The sequence below is a fragment of the Acinetobacter variabilis genome (assembly GCF_000369625.1).
Lineage (GTDB): Bacteria > Pseudomonadota > Gammaproteobacteria > Pseudomonadales > Moraxellaceae > Acinetobacter > Acinetobacter variabilis.
Genome location: NZ_KB850113.1, coordinates 643,473 through 665,989 on the forward strand (window position 1 = coordinate 643,473; position 22,517 = coordinate 665,989).

Here is a 22,517-nt window from a genome sequence, read left to right on the forward strand (position 1 = left end):
CCCCTTCTGGAAAAAAGCTTTTAAACTAAACACCTACATACAGGAGTAAAGAAAATGAAAATGTACCAGGTGGATGCTTTTACGACGGCTCTATTTAAGGGAAATCCTGCTGCAGTCATCGTGCAGGATGCTTGGCTGGATGATCACCTGATGCAGAATATTGCCCTGGAAAATAATCTGTCTGAGACCGCTTTTGTCAAAGTGCTGGATGCAGAAAATTATGAAATTCGCTGGTTTACACCGACCAAGGAAGTGGATTTTTGCGGACATGCCACATTGGCCAGTAGCTTTGTACTGTTCAAGGATTTTAGCTCTGCAAAAACCATTTATTTTCATGTCAAAGATTTAGGTATTTTTACAGTACGCCAGGATGAAGATGGCAAAATCCGGATGAATTTCCCAATCCGTCAGCCTGAACTCATTACAGAATATCCGGAAGCCTTAAGACAGGCGCTGACGAAGCCTTTTAAAAATGTTTATCTGAATACACAAGGTTATATTATTGAATATGAATCAGTGCAGGATGTGCTGGATGAGCAACCCAATATTGAATTGCTGAAGCAGCTGAATGGAAAAAGAACCGCGATTACAGCGGTGGGTCCATTACTGGATGTCGCGATTACCGCTGGCGATACTCAATATGATTGTATATCACGTTATTTTGCACCAAGTAACGGGATTAATGAAGATCCGGTCACCGGTTCAATTCATACCGGGATTGCACCGATCTGGGCGGAGAAATTAAATAAAACTGAACTGGTGGCTTATCAGGCCTCTCAGCGTGGTGGTGTATTATATTGCGCATTAAAAGAACAAGACCGCATTGAAATTTCTGGTTATGCCAAACTGTTTATGCTGGCCGAACTTTATATTTAATTAATATATTCAATAAAATACCGTGAAATTGCGCGGTATTTTATTTGGCCTCTTATAAAATAGACTATTCATAATAAAGACTTTTCTCTAAGATCAGAGTGACTGTAAATAAAAATTCACACTTAAAAATTTGGATGAACAATGCAAATATGCTTTAAACGTTTAAGCTTGGCGATTTTATTATCTGGCTGGACAGCGGCCAGTTTTGCACAGCCGGTATTGGTCAAAACAGAACAGAATATCGAAGAATATCGACTGGAAAATGGCTTAAGAATTATTCTTGCGCCCAATGATAAAGAAAATAAAGTGTTTATGAATACGGTTTATCTGACCGGTTCACTGAATGATCCGCAAGGCAAAGGTGGTCTGGCACATCTGCTTGAACATTTGGCATTTAAAGGCACTGAAAATGTAAAGGGAGATGAGTTTCAGCGCCGTCTGGATCAATATACCTTAATGACCAATGCCAGTACTGACTATTACTCAACCAAATATACCAATTTGATTCGTCCTGAGCAGACTGCGGTCAATGAAGTAATTTTCCTTGAAGCTGAACGTATGGATAAGCTTGTCCTGCAAGAAAAGTATGTGCCAACTGAAATTGATATCGTGAAGCGTGAGCGTGAAATCCGTCTGGATCAGCCATTTTCCGTGCTGATGGATCAGGTATTTAAATCAGCTTATGGCAATCAATATCTGGGACGATTACCGATTGGCGATTTGAACGAACTGCAATCGATCAAGATGCAGGAGCTGAACCAGTTTTATCGTCATTGGTATGCACCGAATAATGCCCTCATGATTATTTCAGGCAAATTTAATAAGGCAGAAGTGCTGAAGCAGATTGATACCCATTTCAGCCCGATCCAGTCCCGCAAAGTGCCTGAAGCGGTAAAAGTGCCTGCGCTAAAACCTGAACAGATCAAACAGCGTGAATTTACCGTGCAAAAGGGTAGTGATCTGGCCAAATTTAATATTTATCTGAACCAGTCAGAAGAAAGTATTAAAACCACGCTGGCCATGTCTCCAATCTTATATACATTGCAACCTAGCGGACACCTGTATCAAAGTCTGGTCGAGACGGGTAAGACCACTACAGTGCAGTCTATGACCTGGCTGGATAAAGATTTTAATCTGGTGTTTATGGGTGCCATCTATGCGCCAAATCATCAAGTCAAGCAGGTTGAGCAGGGCCTGATTCAAGGTGTAGAGCAGAGCCAGCCATTTAACGAAACCGAATTAAACCGGGCTAAAAGTCTAACCCGAAACCAGGCGGACAATATTAAAAATAGCGCAACCGCTTTAGGTTCGCGTTTAAGTGAATATGTAGTGGCTTATTCAGGTGACTGGAGCCAGTATTTCAAAGATCTGCAAGCCATAGAAAAGCTGGATGTCAATCAGATCAATCAGGTGTATAAGGCATTCTTTAAGCCAGAATATCGTATTTCTGGCAATATCTTGCCGACACCAGAAGATCAGAAAAAAGCACAGGAGTTGACCCAGACTGAAGTGCCGGCTCAAACTCTGGATCAGCAGGCTGAAACAGCAGAACCGCTGAGAGATGTCAGTGTCTATCAGGCAGAAGTAAAGCAGTATGTGGCGCAGTCCAAGCAATATTTACAGGCTAAGGACAAGCAGATTCAACGGGGCAAACTGAAGAATGGCATTAAATACGCTTTATTCCTGACCCAGACTCAGGATGACAAAGTTTATGCCACTATTGCACTTAATTTTGGTACGGCACAAAGTTTGTTAAATAAAGGCGAGATTCTGGATCTGACAGCTTACTTACTGCTGCGTTCTTCTGAAACCCAAAGCTTGCAACAGATTGCCGATAAAATTATTGAGTCCGGTGGTTCAGCCACGGCCAGTTCCTCTGAAAATGGCATGAGCATTCAGATCAGTGCCAAAAAAGAGAAGTTTGAAGAATTTTTCCAGTATGTGCTGGATGTGCTCAATAAACCGGCCTTTGAGCAGAGCCAGTTTGACCTGATTAAAGGACAAAGCCTGTCTGCGTTAGACCGTCCTTATACTGAGCCCAATATGGTGGCAGGCCTGACTATGTCTCGCGCGACCGAGATTTATCAGCCGGGTGACCTTCGCTATCATTTTGAACCTGAACTAGCAAAAAAACAGATTCAAGCTGCTACTCGTGAACAGGTCGTAGCGTTATATCGACAGTTCTTTAATACCCATCATGCCCAGATCGCAGTGACCGGGGAATTTAATCCGAAGTCCGTAAGTAAAGTCCTCAAAAATAACTTTGCGAGCTGGAAAGCTAAGCAGCCTTATGAGCTCTTAAGTGGTCAATATACAGTTTATCCGGCACAGAAAATCCATGCGTTGTCTGAACAGCGTGAGTTCGGTCATTATCAGGCTGTCATGACATTTCCTGTCGGTGCAGAACATGTAGATTTGCCTGCCATGCTGGTATTCCGACACATTCTAGGTGATTCACAGTTGTCTTCACGTTTAGCACAGGAACTGCGTGAGAAAAATGCGCTGGTTTATGGTTTCAGTGCCAATGCTCAGTATGATGAATGGATTGACTCAGGTGCATTAGGCATTCAGGCGAATTATACGCCTGGCCGATCAGCACAGGTGTCCCAAGCTGTGCATAAGGTATTGAATGAACTTTTGGCCAAAGGAGTAACCGAGCAGGAAGTTGAAGCAGCGAAAGCCACGATTTTGAAACAGCGCGTCACTGCACTGGAAGATGATCGTCGTATTCACAGCATGCTGATCCCACAACTTGAAAAGGATCGTAATCTGATTTATCGGGAAAAACGCGATCAGGCCATTGCCAAGCTGACCAAGGCAGATGTCGATGCCGTTATCAAAAAATATGTTAAACCGGATCAACTGGTTGAAGTCATGGCGGATCAGTATGGGAAAGCGGTGAAATAAACTCCATAATTTTTATAAGCCAATGACGGTATCTTTTCATTTTGAATCAGTGTTTAGATGTCTATATGGCTACTTTTGTTTCGGCAAAAGTAGCCAAAACCATTTGTCATTTGCAAAACTCGTCCACCACCTTCACGAAATAAATTTATTATAGAAGCCATCTTCTTACGATGTAGTCCTGCCTCAAACAATCGCGGATGACGTTTCCGCGTATCTATGACCATGAAAAATTTTAATCTACTTGTTGATTCAGTTTTACCCAATAAGACTTCTATAAGCGATAAAAGCGTTTCGCATTCTCATAAAAAACCGGCTTTACAGCATGTTCGTCATAGTTCTGCACAATATCGCTAAAGGCATCAATGATGGTGACCAGATCTGTGCTGACACGATCCATCGGGAAATTAGAAGCAAACATGATGCGATCTTTACAGAAACATTGTAAGGCATGTTGGATTAGCGGAGTCGCGAGCTGAATCAGTTCATCTTTTTTTGCCAGTTTTCGATCTAAATGAAAACGGTGACCGAGTACAGGCATAAACAGACCGGAGATTTTGCTATATACACTCGGGCATTTTGCCAGTTCAGCCAGGTCTTCTTTCCAGGTCTGAAAAATATAGTCTCGCTGCTGTGCTGTTTGTCCTGTCGCTATACCGACTTTACCAAAGATGCCGGCAGGTGTGCCCAAGTGATCCAGCACAATTGGTGTTTCAGGAAATGTTTTGGCCAGATGGGCCACATCAGAAATTTGGGTAGAATAAACCCAGGCATCAAAACTTAAATTGGCTTTGGCTAATTCCTCAAATCCTTTCAGAAATTTCTTGTTGCAGTATAAATGCGGTTCATCGGTCCAAGCATGAATGCCTTTATCGGCATGGAACGATGCCATTTTACGAATACCACGTCGTTTAGGCGAAACTTCCTGATGCAATTGCAGCAGCTGTTTAAAGTTTTTTTGACGAGGTTCAGCTGTGGCCACAATGCCGCCTAGCTGAATACTCTGTTCAGCAAAAGGCAGTCCGGCAATAAACCTGGTTTCATTAACCACACCAGTACCTTTATGCTCATGCCAGCTTGCTTCTATATGAACAATCTGTTCCACCTGATAATGACCGATGTCACGTTTATAATTTTCAGGTAGATAAGGTGCGGTCAGATGTTCGGTTAGACCAATGGTATCGATCACCGCTTTGGGCTTGATCAGTCGCACCATCTTGTCCAGCAGTTTTGGATGTTTGCCAAATAATTTTACGGCAGAGGCTGCGGCATGCGGTGTGGTATAAGGGTCCCATTGATGAATATGCGGATCTATAATCGGAAAGGGCAGTTGCTGCATGATATTTTTGGTCGTCGTTTAATTTTTATTCATTTTTTTATAGGATAAATGCAGCATTAAAGTCAAATTAAAAATCAAAGATTTAAAAAAAGCCCCGTAGGGCTTTCATTAATGATCGTGGTCGTGTTGATGCTTGTTGGCATGAAACTCTTCATTACGACGGAAACGTAAATAGTTTTCAAACTGCTCACAGTATTCATCATAGTTATCTTCCAGCATCATCTGAAATTGCTGCAAGATATAAGACATGACCTGATCTTTAGCGTCGCGCATCTCGTTGCCATCTTTGAAATTGTTGGCAGCGACCCAAGTATTAAAGCGGGCAGTACCAAACAGCATTGCGGCGCTGACTTGACCACGTTTTTCTGCCGGGTTTTCCTGAGAGCCTTTTTCTATACGGCTAAATTCGTTGGCCTGTTTAATAAATTCATCAGCACGTTCAAAGAATGCAGCATTTAACGCTTCTTCTTCGGTTACATCGGTTGCTTCAATCTTTTGAACCATGAATTTTTCCTGATAATAAAATCTTAATCACTAATTATAGGCAAAGCCTTGCAGAAACTAAACCTTTGCCTTAATCTAAAAATAGCCTAAGCAATAAAAATGTGAATCTCATGCAAGATGCAATTGCGGTACAGAGCCTGAAAAGTGATATTGCCTTATTGCGCCAGAATATCTGGCCACCGGCAAATCTGGCTAATGTTGAAGGATTGCCAATTTATTATGGCACCAAGTCGCAGGTCGAAGAATATTACAAGCAATGGCTGGGTCTGATTGAAAGGGCACAGGATCTGTTTCAGCCTTTTATGGAAGATGAAGTCCTGGATGCGATTCATTTGCCAAGTCATTTGAATTTGCCTTTATTCTATTTTCATGTAGACCGCATCCGGATTAATAAAACCCGTGCTAAAGAATCCAAGACCTTTCGTGGTATTGCCAGCCTGATTGAAAAATGTGGACAATTTGAACCGGAACAGATTCAGGCCATGCAACGCTGGCTAGACAGTGATGAGACGGCGGCTTTGGTGGCACATCGTGAATTTGTAGATCTGCGTACTTATGTGTTCCAGCATGGTCAAAGTGAATACACTCGGACTCGATTTTATGTGAATGGAATCGTCCTGAGTGTTGAACCACATTTTGAGCTGGTTGATGCCCGTGATAAGCCGCGTAAGCAGCGCAGCGATAGTTATAGCGATCCATTAGCCGATAACAATACCTGGAAAGTGTACGGCAAATATCGCTAGAGCGATTTTGCCTATTTATCTATTGCCAGAATGGTTTGGTGTGAGAAAATTTCTGTAACTGCTCGGCAGCCTGTTTCGACAGATGCTGCTGTTCTGCAGTAAGCCACCCGATGACAAACCATGCCTTGGAGTGTTTTTTGGCATAAGGTCTATACAGGCTTTCTGCGACAAACAGGTCATTATAATGACCCAAAGTTTCCTGTAAGGGTTTTAGCGCTTTCAGATATCTTTTAACTTCCTTTTCAGGAAACAGACTTTGCAGAAATTCCACATTATAACGCAAGCGTTTAACCCGCTTGCGGGTGCGATGGCGCGATTCAATATCCAGTTCCTGATAACTCTCTGCATCTGCACAGACTTTCTGGTGCAGTTTACTCAGTCCTTTACACAGGATTTTATGGGAGGACTTTTGCTGTTTTTCACTCTGATCCTGACTAAAACGTAATAGCTCCAGTATCAGCTCCATCGTGGTCGACTCTTTGAATAATTGGCTAATATCTGTCTGATCCTGTTGGGCTGGAGGTAATTGCAATACTGGTGAACCTGCCGCTTCTAGCTGAGGAAGCAGACTTTCAGCCAAAGCATCGCGATCCCGAGTAGAACCCAATTGCTGGAAGATATTTCGTAACTGATCCTGCCATTCCTCTGGCAAATCCTGATGATAGGGCTGGAAGATTTTTAAGGCACTGCGTAAACGCCGGATAGCGACGCGGGCCTGGTGCACATGGTCACTATTGTAATTCTCTAGCGCAATCGCCGTCGCATTAGGAAACAAGTGAGTCAGACAGTTGCTGATAATTTTTTGCAAGATATGATGAATATCGTCTTTAGCTGCGAGCTCTAAGGTTGTCTGATGCTGGACCGGAAGATCAGTTTTATTATTCAACAGGGCATAACCACGTTCAGATTTGCTGCGTACATCCAGCCATAACTGATAGCGTTGAATCCAAGGTTTAACAAAATCAATTAGGTCACTAAGTCTGCCACTTTTAAGCTCAAATTCGACTTCATAAATATCCAAAGTTTGGCCCTTAGAACGAATCTCACCTCTATCTAGTGCAATTTCAATCTGACTTCCTCGGTAATCTTTAACCCAAAGATCCCTCTCTACATCAGTTTCAAATTGTAGAGACAGAGTCGTATCTAGGGTGTGAAGTGCCTGTTTTAGAATCTTCCGAGCTTGTTTATGCTTGCTATAAACTTTTAAATCACACCTATCCGGTGCAGTATCCAATGCTTCTTCTAGTTCAAAGCGTTCAAACTGATGCTGGCTCGGTGCTTTTAAGGTCTGAAACCATTGCTGATCTTCCAGACGCTGCCGGAGTGCAATTTTGTGCTGCTGTAACTGCTGATCGGCAGTATCAAAGTATTTGGCACATAAATGATGTCGAGTCGGCCCGTACTGCTGAAAATCTTGTTCGAATTGGTGACGTATACTTTGCGGAATCTGGAATTTGAGTTCGATTTCTGCCATCGGGCCATTCCTTCTCGATGAAGCTCATAACAATCAATATAGACCAAACAACGAAAGTGTTGTGATGTGCTTGTGCAACAAAAAAGCACGCCGTAGCGTGCTTTGAAAGTCAGTTAAATACTTATTTAAGGAATTTGCGGCTGACCAGAAACTGTTCTGTCGCTTCCAGTAACTTTTGTGCATAGACTTCCTGTTTTGCGGTCAACCAACCTAGCACAAACCAGTCACTGGCTTCCAGCTCGGTCTGTTGAATATAGACTGCAGAAGAGGCTAGCGTCTGATATTCATTGGCTGCCTGCTGTGCATCATTTAAAGCCTTGCTGTATTTTTGCAGGTTTTTGACATCATAAATTGTGGTCAAAATCGGGAAGCTGAATTTTAATTCCTGAATGCGAATTGCTAGCTGATCCAGACTTTCAAAATTCGTAATATCAGTCTGGTTCATCTGTTCCTGCAAAACTTTGTATTGTTGCTGCAGGGTAGTTTGCGCTGCAGATTTTAATTCTAGCGGCTTAGCTTCATCTGTACTTAAGCTGAAGATCAACAATTCCAGATAGTGATGCACATTCTGGGTAGATTTAACCAGATTGCCCAGCTTCTCCTTAGCATAAAGAATATCTTTAGTCAGGTTCTCTGCGGTTGTAGGATTTTGCAGGAAGCCAGCCAGAGTGTTTTGCATGTGCTGTAAATGTTGCAGATGTTCAAACTGGTGTTTAAATGCGGCAAGCTGATGCGCCCATTTGTCTGAAACTTGAGGATGCCAATCTTTAAACAAAAGTAGGGTCAGATAGAGATGATCTAAGGCCTGTTGTGCCTGATCAATATGTTCCTGTTCTGCCACTTGCGCGGAGATTGCCGCGATATTGGGCAATAAGTGCTGCATTTGCTGGGCCACCAGATGACACAGGTTTTTGCCTGCACTATCTTTTTTGCTGATCTGGAATTCCTTGGCAAAAGTAGCAGGACTTACGTTCTGATTAGTCGCTAACAGATTCCCGATTTCTGCTTTACTACGTACATCCAGCCACAACTGATATTTTTTGACCCATTCAAAACTAAAGGCCAGCAAATCCTGAATTGAGCCATGCTTTAACTCGAATTCGACTTCATGCACTTCCTGTTCAGCATGAGGCGTGCGAATACAGCCGATATCCAAGCTGACTTCGATTGACGTATTTTCATATTCAATCACGCGCAAGGTACGGGCAATATCGGTTTCAAACTGCAGTTGCAGCAGGTCAAACTGATCACCTAAAGCACGATTAAGCAAGGTTTGCGCTTCAGCAGACTGCTTGTAAATACTCAGGTCCAGCTCAGAAGAATATTCTAATTCATCTAGATCATGATTATGCTCGAAACGTTCAATGTGGCTTTTGCCTGCCGCTTTTAACGTCTGAACCCAACGACTGCCTTCTAATCGCTGACGTAGGGCAATTCCATGCTGGGCCAGTTGACGGTCTGCAGTATCATAGTATTTGGCTTGAAGCTGGATCTGTTGAGATTTCTTAGGATCAAGTGCCTTAAGCAGGGCAGTACGGCGTGCCGCGGGAATCTGGAACTTGAGTTCAACTTCAACCATGATAATCATCCTGTCTATTCAATTTATTGAAAAATATTAAAAAATAAATTGAATTTTTATTCGCTTGCATGAAATTCCGATATGAAACGGAAATATTTTTTAGACTTTTGAGCGGCTGATTGTAACGAAAAACCAATCTGATGTAAGACTTGACCGATTGAAAAAAATGGAAATGGAAAAATTAACATGCTGATCTCATTCACCAGTTTTTGCTGAAAGCATGACAATTCAATATCTAAGCCAAATTCAGGTATAGAATTGCATGAAAATAAAGGTACTTTTAATTGCCTAAATTATGCGCTAAGGTGAAGAAAAAAGATCAGGATGATGATAATGAATGCACAGGTGCAGCCGAGCAATGAGATTGCAGTATTGACTTCTCCACAAATGCCGATTCATGACTATCATGAATTTTACCGGTTTTATCTAACCGAGCATCGCCATATTATGAGCCGCCGTTTGCATGTCGCCGGCAGCAGTATCGGTTTATATTTTTTTAGCAAAGCCCTTTGTCAGCGTAAAGCCAAATATCTGGCCTATGGACTACTCTCAGGTTATGCATGTGCCTGGATTGGTCATTTCATTTTTGAAAAGAATAAACCGGCCAGCTTTAAACAGCCGCTTTACAGTTTTATTTCAGACTGGCGTATGTTTGCTGATGTATTACGTGGTAACCTGAGCCTGGTCGATCGTAAGCACGACAAAATTCCAAGTTAGGGCTTATGACGTTTTATCGGATTTATGCTTAAGTATTGCAATAAAAACGATAAAAACACTTGCAAGTGTAGAGTTATTATTCTATTAATTGTTTTATTACCTATTCAGTATTTTATCAAAGAGTATAAGTCACTGAATAAATCAGTTTTCCAAGCCTGGAGTGACCTTCTCCGGGCTTTTTTTATATTTAAAAAAATAGAAAGATGTGCATTGACGTATTTTTAATTTATCTGAATGATTTCGAAAATATTCACGAGATGAATGAGGCAAGTTCGAAAGATAAGATGGTCGGTTTTGCTTAGATGGGTCGATCCTTTCTAGCTTTGACACGTCTCCTCATTAACGGTTTACCCAAAGCTAGAAAGGATCTGGTAGATAAAACACAGCTTTTGCTTTTCTATTTATTTGTTGTGTTCAAACTTATTTAAATCCTTTAATGGGTGTAAACCTATCCCTGAAATTGGGTATTTTGAAGTTTTCTTTGAGTTTTTTGACTAATGGTATTCGAACAATTTTATAAACAGGAATTGTAAAATTCGGGCATAAAAAAATCGCTTTCAGAATTTTGCAACTTCTCCACTAAGTTATCTGCAAAATCCTAAAAGCGTTTGTCGGAGCGCGTAAGCATTAACACTTTATCATTATTGTTATAAAACCATTAAAACGTAAATTCTCGCAGCCGCCTATCACTGAAAATAGGGATATTGATCAATCACCTGTATAAAAAGTACAAATAATAATCTAATACCTGAATTGGGTATTATTCAGTGTTTAGGATGGGGAAACTCGCCCATTTATGCCTATAATAGCGTATGTATTTTGAATGGCGGCAGTCATGCGCGGTTTGTATTTAATTACCAATGATGATCCTATTGAACTTCTCTTGGCAAAACTTGAAGGTGCAATGGCGACTTATGAAGTTGCGGTACTTCAGTATCGTCGTAAAAAAGTAGCGAAAGAAGATCAGGCTTACGAAATCGAATATATGAAACAAATGTGCGAACAGTACAAAGTTCCATTTGTGATTAATGACGATTTAGAAACTGCAGTAAAATATGGCGTAGGCGTGCATTTGGGTCAGGATGATGGCTCAATTCAGGAAGCTGTTGAACGTTTGCCCAAAAATGTATTGATTGGCCGCAGTTGTAATAATTCACTTGAGCTTGCTGAACAAGCCATTGCTGATGGGGCTAATTATGTGGCCTTTGGCGCGATCTATGCGACTGATACCAAGCCAGAAGCAGGTAATATTGGTCTGGAAACCTTAAAACAGGCCAAAAGTAAATTAAATGTACCGATTTGTGCTATTGGCGGTTTGACGGTGGAAAACGGCAAAGAAGTCATTGAAGCCGGCGCCGACCTTTGTGCAGTCATTAGTGATGTATTGGGTCGCTCAATGTCGACTGTTGGTCAACGTGTGTATGATTGGTCGGAACTGTTTGCTGAACAAGCTTAATTTTTATTTCTTATTGTATTTTTGAGTTGAGTGATTCTCATGAGTTTATCTCCAAAGCAAGAACAACTATTTAAACAAGCCAATAAACATATTCCGGGTGGCGTCAACTCACCTGTACGTGCCTTCAATGGCGTGGGTGGTACGCCTATCTTTATCGAGAAAGCCCAAGGTGCTTATCTGTACGATGTCGATGGCAAGCGCTATGTGGACTATGTGGGTTCATGGGGTCCAATGATTCTGGGTCATGCACATCCTGAGATTATTAAAGCGGTGCAAGATGCAGCAGTAGATGGATTAAGCTTTGGTGCACCAACCGTGCATGAAACGACTCTGGCAGATATCATTTGCGACATCATGCCGTCGATTGAGTTGGTGCGCATGACCAATTCCGGTACTGAAGCAACGATGACTGCGATCCGCTTGGCGCGTGGTTATACCGGACGTGACAAAATCGTAAAATTTGAAGGTTGTTATCACGGTCACTCTGACTCGCTGCTGGTAAAAGCAGGTTCTGGCCTGCTAACTAAAGGCGAAGGTGAAGCAACTTCAGCGGGTGTACCTGCTGATTTTGCCAAACATACTTTAACCCTTCCGTATAACGACATCGCTACTTTAAAAGAATGCTTTGCCAAGTTTGGATCTGAAATTGCGGGTGTGATTGTTGAGCCAGTAGCAGGGAACATGAATCTGGTGAAACCGATTGATGGTTTTCTACAAGCTATTCGTGATGTCTGTGACGAACATGATTCAGTCTTCATTATCGATGAAGTGATGACAGGCTTCCGCGTGGGTCTTGGTGGTGCTCAAGCACATTATGGCGTGACTCCTGATTTAACCACTTTGGGTAAAATTATTGGTGCAGGGTTGCCAGTCGGTGCTTTTGGCGGTAAGCGTGAAGTGATGGAATGTATCGCGCCACTAGGTAACGTGTATCAGGCAGGTACCTTGTCGGGTAACCCGCTAGCAATGCGTGCCGGAATCGAGATGTTTAAACATCTGCGTGAGCCAGGTTTTTATGAAAAATTGACTGCACAGCTTGAAAAACTTCTTGCAGGTTTACAGGCAGCTGCGGATGAAGCAGGTATTCCATTCAAGACCCAGCAAGTGGGCGGTATGTTTGGCCTGTACTTCACGGATCAGGAAGACATCACCAGCTTTGATTCAATGCTGAAATGTGATGTTGAAGCCTTCAAAAAATTCTTTCATGGCATGTTAAGTCGTGGTGTGAACCTGGCTCCATCTGCATTTGAAGCGGGCTTTATTTCAGCTGCGCATAGTGATGAGGATATCGAATTCACAATTCAGGCGGCTAAAGAAACTTTTGCTGAAATGAAAGCTTAAGTTTTAAATCCTCCCTAACCCTCCTTTGGAAAAGGAGGGAATTCTTAAGCTTAAAATTTAAGTTCCCCCTCTTTTAAAAGAGGGGGCTAGGGGGAGATTTATATTAAAAATTAGGAAAATCTTGATGAAAACCAAACATTATTTGACTTTAAGCGATGCTGAGTTTTTATTAAATCAGGCCTATGAATATGCGTTAGAAAATGGCTTTAATGTCAGTATTGCTGTGGTTGATGAAACTGGTAATTTACTGGCAATGAAGCGTATGGATGGTGCATCACCGATGACAGCAAACCTGTGTCTGGAAAAAGCAAGATGTTCTGCTATTAGTCGCCGTCCGTCCAAGCTGTTTGAAGATATTATCAAAGGCGGTCAAATGGGCTTTCTGACGATGGATACTTTTTCTGGGATGTTGGAAGGTGGTGAGCCGATTATGTATCAAGGTCAGCTCGTAGGTGCAATGGGTGTTTCTGGAGTGAAGTCTTTCCAAGATGCTGAGATTGCACAGCAGGAGATTGAAAAGTTTTTGGCTAAGCAAAGCTAATCCAAAATAGAAATTGATCAGCTCAATTTAATAAAATCATCCAACGATGTTCCAACATGAAGCGTGGAACGTGAAATATCAACTAAAAAGCCCAATCGCTAATGAGAGAGCTTGTCTATATACAATAAAGTTATGATTTAAAAAGGAAATCAAAATAATTTCGTATAAGGTGTATTATGTTAATTTTAAATAATCTTCATAATTCATTGTCTCTAAAACATGCAATTTATTCGTTTCTAATTTTTTCATAATTTCTGGGAGCAAAGATGCATCAGCTAAAAATAGCTGATCAGTCCTATCAAACCCACCTTGTAGCCTTATTCTTCCATTTTGAACATAAATATCCATTAATAGTTGTTCTCTTAGGCTTCGTATGACTGTGGTTTTATATTCATCAAAATCTATTTTTTTATTATTTTTAAAAGAATACTCATCAAAAATTTGAGAATAAAAATTTAAGAATTTTTCTTCCCCATCTAAATATTCATCTAAACTATTATTTTTTAATGCGATGTTATAGCACATGATATTAGATTGATCAGCTTCCACTTCTGAAAGCCAATGATCAAAAATAGAAATATAGATGACCATGTCCCACATAAATTTACTCAAATTGTTAGAATTTTATAAGGATACATTAAGAGATTTTCATCATAGAACATATGTATTATGTTAATTTTAGAGAAATTAAATAAAAATATGAGTGAAGCCAATAAAGTTCAATTTAAAGTCGAATTAGAATTATATTTAAAATCCCCAGAAGACATTCAAAAATGGGCCTTAAATACTCTAGAAAGTAATCCTTCAGATGAATTAGCTTTAGAAGTATGTTTTTTGGCTAATTCTCAAGAGGTTATTGAGTATTTTAAAAACATACATATCACTGATCTTGATATAAACACGAGAAACAATGTAATCCATAAATTATTGAATAAGTATGTTCTTAGTCGCATTATTTCTATTCGATCAAAAGAGGATATTTATCTTTTTTTTCAAAATATTATTTTATTTTCTAAATATTTAGAAGACAAAAAATTGAATAATTTACTCATTTCATATGATGATAAATTGTATTTAGCACTAGAAAATTATTCGCCATTAGAGCCTATGGAAGTATTTCATAACTTTATAAACGAGCTTCAAGAATGGCAAAAAACTCCATTTAACATAATGGTGGTTATACGAAATTAGAACAATAAACGTCTGTAAAATCAAAGTGTTTTTCAAATCGATGCTAAACTAAAATAGCATGAACCATCATGCTATTTTGTATTTATAAGAGCTTCCCATGCTGTACCCCATGCCCAAAAAAATCCAACTCGCGCCATCTCAAGCCAAATGGCAGCTTACATCAAATGAATCTGTTTTGGTTTTAGTCGGATTGCAAAACTTGCGTATGCAGCAGGGCATACAAGACAGCGACCTGATAACTCATCTGATCCAGATCAGTAATAAAGCCAAAGCACTCGATATTCCAATCGTTGATTTGTATGGCGATGATTTAATGCAAGGTATGCAGCAACTTGGAGAATATGCTTCAACTCATTCACAACTGATTTTCGCCGGACAGATTACACCGATGCTGAAACAGATCCTGCCACATCTGCAAAGTGTGACAGAGCAAATTTGCATAATTAATGATGCAATTTTGATGCCTAGTCAGGAACAGCATATCCAGTGGGTTGAGAATATATCGGCACAAGGTTTGCATCATATGAACAGCTATAGTCTGACCCGATTGTGGAACCTGAGTGCGCCGTCAGAATATGTATTGTCAACCAAAGGCATCATGTTAGCAGTAGCTGAACAGCTGGATATGGATGCGCTGGAAATTGATCCTTATGCTGACTTAAAACAGTATGGACTGGACTCGGTTGCGGTAGTGAGTCTGGTTGGCACATGGCGTGCGCATGGTGCTGATCTACGTTACGAAGATGTGCTGCAACACCCGTCATTACATGATTTAGTGAGCTTTGTAATGCAATCTGCACGTCGATGATCGGTAATTGGGTAATTTTCTTAAAATAATCGGAAATTTCATCGCCATTTACATAAATGCGCATTGTAATTATCACTCAAGCTTTCTATCATGGCCGCCTTGTTTTTCGCGATCAGCGTGGGATTGAACTTTGAGTAATTTTCTAACCGAACATCTGATACATCGTGATGAAGATTTAATGGTCATCCATAAGCCTGCAGGCTTACTCACAGTGCCCGGTAAAACAGAAGATTTACAAGATTGCCTGATCAATCGCCTTATCAAATTAGAACCTAAAACTTTACTGATCCACCGTCTGGATCGAGATACTTCCGGTATCTTAGTATTTGCCTTAAGCCGTGAAGGGCAAAAATCCATCTCCCGCCAGTTCCAGGAACGCCAAACCGATAAAACCTATCAGGCCATCGTGGCTGGAACATTAGAAGGCAAGGGTACAGTTGATGTGCCTGTCATTTATGATCCAAGCCGTCCACCACTGCATATTGCTGAACCGAATCATAATAAGCCGGCTATTACAGAATGGCAGGCCATCGAACATTTTGAAATTCAGGGGCAAGCTGTGACCCGGGTGAAACTGACCCCGATTACCGGTCGTTCACATCAACTCCGTGTACATATGCAATATCTCGGACATCCGATTATTGGCGATACCTTATATGCAACGCCAGAGCAGCAACAGCTTAGTCCGCGTCTATGCTTACATGCTGAGCGTTTAAGTTTTTATCATCCTAAAACAGAAGAGTTAGTTGAATTTAATTGTCCGGCTGAATTCTAGGAAATACTTGTTTAATCGACGTGAATTATGCTCACTTTTTAGTGGGCTTTATGTCAAAATACATTGCTTGAAGGTGTGAAATTTTGCTCAAATGACGTTTCGTGATTGAGCCTGATATTCATAATCTTGTACTTAAGATAAAGGTGGAAAAATTGCAGCAATTTGCTATTGGTCAACGTTGGTTATCAGATACTGAAACAGAACTCGGTTTAGGGGTTCTCATTGATGTTGATGAGCGATCGGTCAGCATTTTATTCCCAAAAAGCGATGAAACTCGCGTCTATGCTCGCAGTAACGCACCCTTATCTCGTATCGTATTTAATGCAAATGACGAGCTGCAAGATCAGGAAGGTACGATCTGGACCGTTGAGTCAGTTGAAGATCGCAATGGCGTAGTGCGTTATCACGTGGTCCGTACTCTTGAAGATGGCACAGAAGAACGTAAAGCTTTAAATGAAACCCGTGTAGGCGCAACGATCCAGTTGTCTAAACCTTTAGACCGTTTACTGGCCAGCCAGATTGACTATAAAGAGTGGTATGACCTGCGTATTGAAGCCTTGCTGATGCAAGCCAATATGCAAACCAGTCCATTGCGTGGCTTGGTCGGTTCGCGTGTAGGTCTGATTCCACACCAGTTGTATATCGCACATGAAGTCGGTCAGCGTTTTGCACCGCGTGTTTTACTGGCGGATGAAGTTGGCTTGGGTAAAACCATTGAAGCTGGTCTGATCATTCATCAGCAACTTAAAACTGGCCGTTCTGAACGTATCCTGATCTTGGTTCCAGATTCACTGCAATATCAGTGGATGATTGAGATGCGTCGTCGTTTCAATCTTGAATTCTCTCTATTTGATCTGGCGCGTACTGCCTCGATTAAAGAGCATGATCCTGATCTAAATCCGTTCCTGACTGAGCAGCGCATTATTGCTTCTGTGGACTTGATGGTGGATCACGAAGATCTGCGCGAACAGGCGATTGAAGCGGGCTTTGATCTGTTGGTTGTCGATGAAGCGCATCACCTGATGTGGTCTGAGGAAGAAGGTGGCAATGACCGTTATGATCTGGTCGAAGAGCTGGCAGAGAAAACACCGGGCGTATTGTTATTGACTGCAACACCAGAACAGCTCGGTGTAGAATCTCACTTTGCACGTCTACGTTTACTTGATCCGCAACGTTTCAGTTCATTGGACCGTTTCCTGGATGAAGAAGAGCAGTATCAGCATACCGCTAAAATCGCTGAAGTGTTGATGTCAGATCTGCCACTTGAAGCAGAGCATTTCACTGCGATTGAAAGCCTGCTTGGTCATGCGATTGAAGATACCCCAGAGCAACGTTTCCGTGCGATTCATGAATTGCTAGACCGTCATGGTACGGGCCGTATCCTGTTCCGTAATACACGTGAGGCAATTCAGGGCTTCCCGGGCCGTGACTGTCAGCCAGCACCATTGCCAGCGCCAGAAAACTGGTCTAAAGATGGTAAATTGCGTGAGCAAATGTGGCCGGAAGAATCTCAACTCGATGGCTCGTGGATGGAAACTGATCCGCGTGTAATGTGGTTGATGGAAAAGTTGCGTACTGATCTGAAGCATAAAAAAGTATTGCTGATTGCGCGTAGTGGTCCAGTGGTTGAAGCGCTAGAAAATGTATTACGTCTGCATGCAGGTATACGTACTGCCATGTTCCATGAGGGCATGAGTCTGCTGGAACGTGACCAGGCAGCTGCTTATTTTGCTGAAGAATCTTATGGTGCACAGATTTTATTGTGCTCTGAAATCGGTTCAGAAGGCCGTAACTTCCAGTTTGCATCTGACTTGATCCTGTTTGATTTGCCAGCCAACCCGGATGTTCTGGAACAGCGTATTGGTCGTCTGGACCGTATCGGTCAGGAAAACCGTATCCAGATTCATGTGCCTTATCTGATGGGTACTGCGCAAGAACGTATGTTCCGCTGGTATAACGAAGCGCTGAATATTTTCAGCAACATTTCTCCAACTGCACAAACGCTGCAAGAAAACTTTATTGTTGCTCTGAAAGATTGCCTGCTGGCAGATAAAGGACAGGAATTTGAAGATCTGCTGGAAGAAGTTAGCGTACAACGTGAAGCACTGGAAGCTGAGTTGCAGGAAGGTCGTGACCGTCTGCTTGAGTACAATTCTTGCCGCCCCGTCGTGGCACAGGAAATTGTTAATGCGCTTGAAGACTATGATGACAATACCACCTTGCCAATGTTCATGAAGCGTTTCATGGCATCGACCAATATCGATTTTGATGAACAAAGTAATGGTACGGTGATCATCAAGCCAACGGATCAGATGCAGGTACAAGGTTTAACCCTGGATGAAGAGGGCATGACAGCCACTTTCTATCGTGACCAGGCTCAAATCCGTGAAGATGCACAGTACTTGACCCTAGAACATCCATTCACTGAAAGCGTGATGGAAATGATCAATACCCAGGGCTTTGGTAGTACCAATGTTGCAGTCTTAAAGTCTGCAGCGTTACCACAAGGTTCTCTATTGATGGAAGTGTGGTTCAAGGTTGATGTGGTTGCACCAAAAGCACTAAACTTGCCATCAAGCTTGCCACAACAGCTGATCCGTGTATTGCTGAGTGAAAAAGGTCAGGACTTGTCTCAGAAGATTGCGCCTGAAATCCTGAAACCATATCTACATCATTTAGATGGCAATAGCTGCCGTCAGGTAGTGAAAGCGCGCCGTGAAGTAATTGAAGCGCGTTATCAACAAGCATTGGAATTGGCTCGTTCAGCATTACCAAACTTCAAGCAGCAGGCTAAAGAAGTGTATGGTAATAAATGGCAGTATGAAATTGACCGTCTGACTTACTTAAAACAGTTCAACCCAAGTATCCGTGAAGATGAAATCGCACGTTTACAGAAATTGCAGAAAGAAGGTTTGAGTTTGTTAGAAGGTTTATCTGTAACACCTGAAGCAATTCAGGTAATGGTCGTGGTTAAGCCATAAAGGTCTAATGAATTAAAAAGCAGCTTTCGGGCTGCTTTTTTATGACTGAAATTTAAATCTTCATTAAGTGCTTGGTCGGGCTGTGCTAGCTGATATTTTCTGTATTGTTTAAAATCAGCACACCTAAGAATAAGAAATAAAATACCATGTCCAAAGCATTGATCACTATTGGCGCGAAAACCAGCCATGGCGGTATGGTCTCTGAGTGTGAGAGCTCTTTTTTAATTAATGGTATGGCAGTGCATCTGAATGGCATGAAGCATTACTGTCCCAAGTGTCAAACTACGGTTACTGCAATTGCTAGTGATTTATCTACAATAGTCAAAGGTAGGGCTGTAATCATTGCTGGAGATAAAGCCAGTTGTGGAGCCACTTTTTTACCGATGCAAAATCTGGCTATTTCTAAAAAATAATGGACCATATGTCGATCTAGACTGAAAGTGACTTAAAGGTCATAGATTGGTGAATTAGATCCTGTGGAATTTCATATTTTAATATTAAGCTTCTATCAGGCTTTATAAAGAAATGATCAAAGAAAATAATGAAACAGGTTTTGCATTTTACTCATGCCAATGGCATTCCATCGGCAAGCTATCGTAAGTTTTTAAATTATTTTCAGGATGAATATCAGGTCAAGGCGATTCCGCTGATCGGGATGAATCCAGCCTATCCAATTACCAAAGACTGGCGTTATCTAGTAAATGAAGTGATACAGGATATCCAGCAGCAATCTCCGGATCAAAAGGTGATTGGGCTGGGACATTCATTTGGTGGTTTGGTAACTTTAATGGCAGCCTATCAACGTCCGGATTTATTTTCCAAACTGGTGATCATGGATCCACCTTTCGTAATTGGGAAAAATAGTGCATTGTTTGAAGTCGTGAAAAAGTTCAACTTAAAAAGTATTGACCGCTTCACTCCGGCAGGTATTACCCTAAAACGTAAGGATTACTGGCCATCTAAACAGGACGCCGTTGCAGCGCTGAGATCGAATCGTCTATTTAAGCATTTTGATGAACAATGTTTTCAGGATTATATTGAAAGCGGGATTGTACCTGATCAAGAGCGTGGAGGAGTAACTTTAGCTATTCCGAAACAGGTTGAGGCAGAAATTTTCCGGACTGTACCGGCCTGGTGGTGGCGTACACCAAGAAAACCACCACAGGTTCCGATACATTTAATCACAGCAGAGCGCAGCCAGTTTTATCAGCAAGGTTTACCACAAAGCATGCATAAGGTTTATCGGGTAGATTATTCAGTGGTGCAGGGCGGACATATGTTTCCACTAAAACATCCAGAAGTGACAGCAAACCATGTTAAAGCTAAATTGAATGAGCTTTAATCTTGATAATAAAAAAGACTCACTAAGAGTCTTTTTTCAGCTGGTTTAACGGATCTGAGACTGATCCAGATGACGGGCACCTTCCAGAATCATGCGAATCATGATCATGGTTTGTTCCGCAATTTCCTTACGGTCTTCAGGTGCCATATCGATCACATTGGCTCCCATATTAAATACCAGTTGGGTAATCGCTCTAGCAGCAATATCGGGATGAAATAATTTTTTATTATTAAGTCGTTCCAGACGGATCAGGTCTTCCTGAAGCTCCTGCTGGAAATAATTCAGTTGGCGTTCGACTGCCTGTTTATAAGATTTTGAACCGGTATAGCCTTCACGTAATAACAAGCTTAAATTGCCTTCATCAGCATCCAGCTGGGCAATAAAGACTTCGACAGAACTACGGATAATACTATTCTGTTTCGATGCTTTTAGGCGGGACTCATTGAGAATCTGACGCAGCACAATCCCGGCACGATCAATCAATTCAATCGCCAGTTCATCGATATCTTTAAAATGACGATAAAAACTGTTCGGAGCAATTCCAGCCTCACGGGCAACTTCACGCAAGCTTAAAGATGAAATACTTTTTTGTGGTCCAATCAGGTTTAAAGCAGCCTGAAACAGTTCTTCCTTGGTAATGGTCGCTTTACGGCCCACACTACGGACAATAATGGGCTCATCAATGCTTTTCGATGGTAAAGACGCGTCACTGCTTATTTTCATTGAAGGCTCATTCATGAGGTGATTAGTAAAAGGCATTAACACATTATAACGAAGGCAGTCCAGCTTGTGAAATGATTAGAAACAATACAAGTGTATATACAAATATATATACAAGTGTATAATAATTAAAAATCCAAGGTGATGTCTAAAACGATGCCTGTACTCGAAAAGCTTAAAACGCCATTAAATACGCTGAAAGAGAGTGTGATTGATCCATATGCGATTAATTTCTGGATGCAGAAATTAAATCCTCTATGGTCGATGAATCAGCCCTTAGGCAAGATCGTGCGCAAAGAAAATGCTGCGCAGGATATGCTGAGTCTGACGATTCGTGTCAATCATTTATTCCAGTTCGGTCAGGTGGGCCAGCATCATCCTGTATTTGTGGTGGTGAACGGCATTCGTTATGAACGTAGCTATAGTCTGACCCGTATTGATCAGCAGCATGTTTTATTGACGGTTAAAAAAGTGAATGCAGGTAAGGTTACCACCTGGTTTGCTGAACAGGCTGAAGTCGGCGATATCATTGAATTCGGTCAACCTTTCGGTGACATGACTTTGCCAGAACAGAGCAGCCCATTGCTTTTGCTTGCTGCGGGTAGTGGTATTACACCAATGCTGAGTATACTGGAAGCTTTAAATGATAAAGCTGAATTGGTTGCACCAGTAACTTTATGGTATTGGGTCAAGAAAAATCAGGATGCTGCTTTCATTGCGCGTTTTGAAGAGCTGACACAAAAGTTTTCAAACTTTTCTTATCAGGTATTTGCAACTCAGGAACAACCGGCTGCGCCGCGTCTTGATGAATCTTATCTAGATCAATTGCAGGCATTGGAACACAGCACAGTCTATGCGTGTGGACCATCAGGTTTTGTTGCGACTGCAGAACGACTGTTTGCTTCAGCAAAACTGTTCAAAAGTGAAGCTTTCAGCATGAGTCTGAATGATGAAGCTGATACTGGTTTTGTCAATGTAACCCTGACTCAATCGAAAAAAATTGTCACGATTCCTAAAGGTCAGTCGATTCTGGTGGGTCTGGAACAGCAGAATATCCGACCGACCCATGGCTGTCGTATGGGCATCTGTAATAAATGTGCCTGTAATAAAGCAGAAGGTTCAACCAAGAATTTGGTCAATGGCGCACAAAATACCGAGCCAGGTAATCTTTTAAAAATTTGTGTTAACTCAGCGCAGACTGACCTTGTCATCGACTTATAAGCGAG

At 41.6% G+C, this 22,517-nt stretch carries 20 protein-coding genes; 14 read left to right on the forward strand and 6 right to left on the reverse strand.

Annotation, left to right across the window (positions count from 1 at the left end):
• Positions 1-54: 54 nt before the first annotated feature.
• Entirely contained in the window at positions 55-876 is an 822-nt protein-coding gene (locus F897_RS08750; RefSeq protein WP_005235119.1) for a PhzF family phenazine biosynthesis protein, read from the forward strand.
• A 141-nt stretch (positions 877-1,017) separates the two neighbouring features.
• Positions 1,018-3,783 (forward strand): M16 family metallopeptidase, encoded by a 2,766-nt coding sequence (locus tag F897_RS08755; RefSeq protein ID WP_005235121.1) that lies wholly within the window; start codon positions 1,018-1,020, stop codon positions 3,781-3,783.
• A gap of 271 nt (positions 3,784-4,054) precedes the next feature.
• Here the strand turns inward: F897_RS08755 and F897_RS08760 are convergent, their stop codons facing one another.
• Both F897_RS08760 and F897_RS08765 read right to left on the reverse strand, forming a co-directional pair.
• Positions 4,055-5,119 carry an amidohydrolase family protein gene (locus F897_RS08760; protein WP_005235122.1) on the reverse strand — a complete coding sequence of 355 codons (1,065 nt, stop codon included), beginning with the start codon at positions 5,117-5,119 and terminating at the stop codon, positions 4,055-4,057.
• Between the two features lie 108 nt (positions 5,120-5,227).
• Positions 5,228-5,623 carry a DUF3144 domain-containing protein gene (locus F897_RS08765; protein ID WP_005235124.1) on the reverse strand — a complete coding sequence of 132 codons (396 nt, stop codon included), beginning with the start codon at positions 5,621-5,623 and terminating at the stop codon, positions 5,228-5,230.
• A 110-nt stretch (positions 5,624-5,733) separates the two neighbouring features.
• Between F897_RS08765 and F897_RS08770 the strand changes: the two genes are divergently transcribed.
• Positions 5,734-6,366: a hypothetical protein gene (locus F897_RS08770; RefSeq protein WP_004786345.1), complete on the forward strand. Its 633-nt coding sequence runs from the start codon at positions 5,734-5,736 to the stop codon at positions 6,364-6,366.
• 19 nt (positions 6,367-6,385) lie between these two features.
• On the opposite strand, the gene F897_RS08775 is transcribed toward F897_RS08770, so the two are convergent.
• Entirely contained in the window at positions 6,386-7,840 is a 1,455-nt protein-coding gene (locus F897_RS08775; RefSeq protein WP_005235126.1) for a CYTH and CHAD domain-containing protein, read from the reverse strand.
• Positions 7,841-7,961: 121 nt separating this feature from the next.
• Complete coding sequence (locus F897_RS08780; protein ID WP_005235128.1) at positions 7,962-9,419, reverse strand: CYTH domain-containing protein; 1,458 nt, start codon at positions 9,417-9,419, stop codon at positions 7,962-7,964.
• A gap of 333 nt (positions 9,420-9,752) precedes the next feature.
• Here F897_RS08780 and F897_RS08785 point away from each other — a divergent pair, with 333 nt between their 5' ends.
• The 4 genes from F897_RS08785 (at position 9,753) to F897_RS08800 (ending at position 13,474) form a co-directional block, all read left to right on the forward strand.
• Positions 9,753-10,136, forward strand: coding sequence for an Mpo1-like protein (locus F897_RS08785; protein ID WP_005235130.1), 384 nt, complete (start codon positions 9,753-9,755; stop codon positions 10,134-10,136).
• 835 nt (positions 10,137-10,971) lie between these two features.
• Positions 10,972-11,592 carry a thiamine phosphate synthase gene (gene thiE, locus F897_RS08790; RefSeq protein ID WP_004786336.1) on the forward strand — a complete coding sequence of 207 codons (621 nt, stop codon included), beginning with the start codon at positions 10,972-10,974 and terminating at the stop codon, positions 11,590-11,592.
• Between the two features lie 39 nt (positions 11,593-11,631).
• Positions 11,632-12,933, forward strand: coding sequence for a glutamate-1-semialdehyde 2,1-aminomutase (gene hemL / locus F897_RS08795; protein ID WP_005235133.1), 1,302 nt, complete (start codon positions 11,632-11,634; stop codon positions 12,931-12,933).
• A gap of 124 nt (positions 12,934-13,057) precedes the next feature.
• Positions 13,058-13,474, forward strand: a complete 417-nt coding sequence (locus F897_RS08800) for a GlcG/HbpS family heme-binding protein (protein WP_005235134.1) — start codon at positions 13,058-13,060, stop codon at positions 13,472-13,474.
• A 174-nt stretch (positions 13,475-13,648) separates the two neighbouring features.
• Here F897_RS08800 and F897_RS08805 read toward each other — a convergent pair whose 3' ends face one another.
• Positions 13,649-14,074 (reverse strand): hypothetical protein, encoded by a 426-nt coding sequence (locus F897_RS08805; protein ID WP_005235136.1) that lies wholly within the window; start codon positions 14,072-14,074, stop codon positions 13,649-13,651.
• A gap of 69 nt (positions 14,075-14,143) precedes the next feature.
• On the opposite strand from F897_RS08805, the gene F897_RS08810 reads away from it, so the two are divergent.
• The 6 genes from F897_RS08810 (at position 14,144) to F897_RS08835 (ending at position 20,571) form a co-directional block, all read left to right on the forward strand.
• The gene (locus F897_RS08810) at positions 14,144-14,665 is read left to right on the forward strand and encodes a hypothetical protein (protein ID WP_005235138.1); all 522 of its coding nucleotides are present in this window, start codon (positions 14,144-14,146) and stop codon (positions 14,663-14,665) included.
• A 97-nt stretch (positions 14,666-14,762) separates the two neighbouring features.
• Entirely contained in the window at positions 14,763-15,473 is a 711-nt protein-coding gene (locus F897_RS08815; protein WP_005235140.1) for a phosphopantetheine-binding protein, read from the forward strand.
• A gap of 178 nt (positions 15,474-15,651) precedes the next feature.
• Positions 15,652-16,248, forward strand: a complete 597-nt coding sequence (locus tag F897_RS08820; RefSeq protein WP_171065463.1) for an RluA family pseudouridine synthase — start codon at positions 15,652-15,654, stop codon at positions 16,246-16,248.
• 143 nt (positions 16,249-16,391) lie between these two features.
• The gene (gene rapA / locus F897_RS08825) at positions 16,392-19,229 is read left to right on the forward strand and encodes an RNA polymerase-associated protein RapA (RefSeq protein ID WP_034581153.1); all 2,838 of its coding nucleotides are present in this window, start codon (positions 16,392-16,394) and stop codon (positions 19,227-19,229) included.
• A 146-nt stretch (positions 19,230-19,375) separates the two neighbouring features.
• Positions 19,376-19,642, forward strand: a complete 267-nt coding sequence (locus F897_RS08830; protein ID WP_005235145.1) for a PAAR domain-containing protein — start codon at positions 19,376-19,378, stop codon at positions 19,640-19,642.
• Positions 19,643-19,770: 128 nt separating this feature from the next.
• Positions 19,771-20,571, forward strand: coding sequence for an alpha/beta fold hydrolase (locus F897_RS08835; RefSeq protein WP_005235147.1), 801 nt, complete (start codon positions 19,771-19,773; stop codon positions 20,569-20,571).
• Positions 20,572-20,616: 45 nt separating this feature from the next.
• Here the strand turns inward: F897_RS08835 and fabR are convergent, their stop codons facing one another.
• The gene (gene fabR / locus F897_RS08840) at positions 20,617-21,294 is read right to left on the reverse strand and encodes an HTH-type transcriptional repressor FabR (protein ID WP_005235149.1); all 678 of its coding nucleotides are present in this window, start codon (positions 21,292-21,294) and stop codon (positions 20,617-20,619) included.
• A gap of 153 nt (positions 21,295-21,447) precedes the next feature.
• Here fabR and F897_RS08845 point away from each other — a divergent pair, with 153 nt between their 5' ends.
• Complete coding sequence (locus F897_RS08845; protein WP_005235150.1) at positions 21,448-22,512, forward strand: ferredoxin reductase; 1,065 nt, start codon at positions 21,448-21,450, stop codon at positions 22,510-22,512.
• Positions 22,513-22,517: the final 5 nt, after the last annotated feature.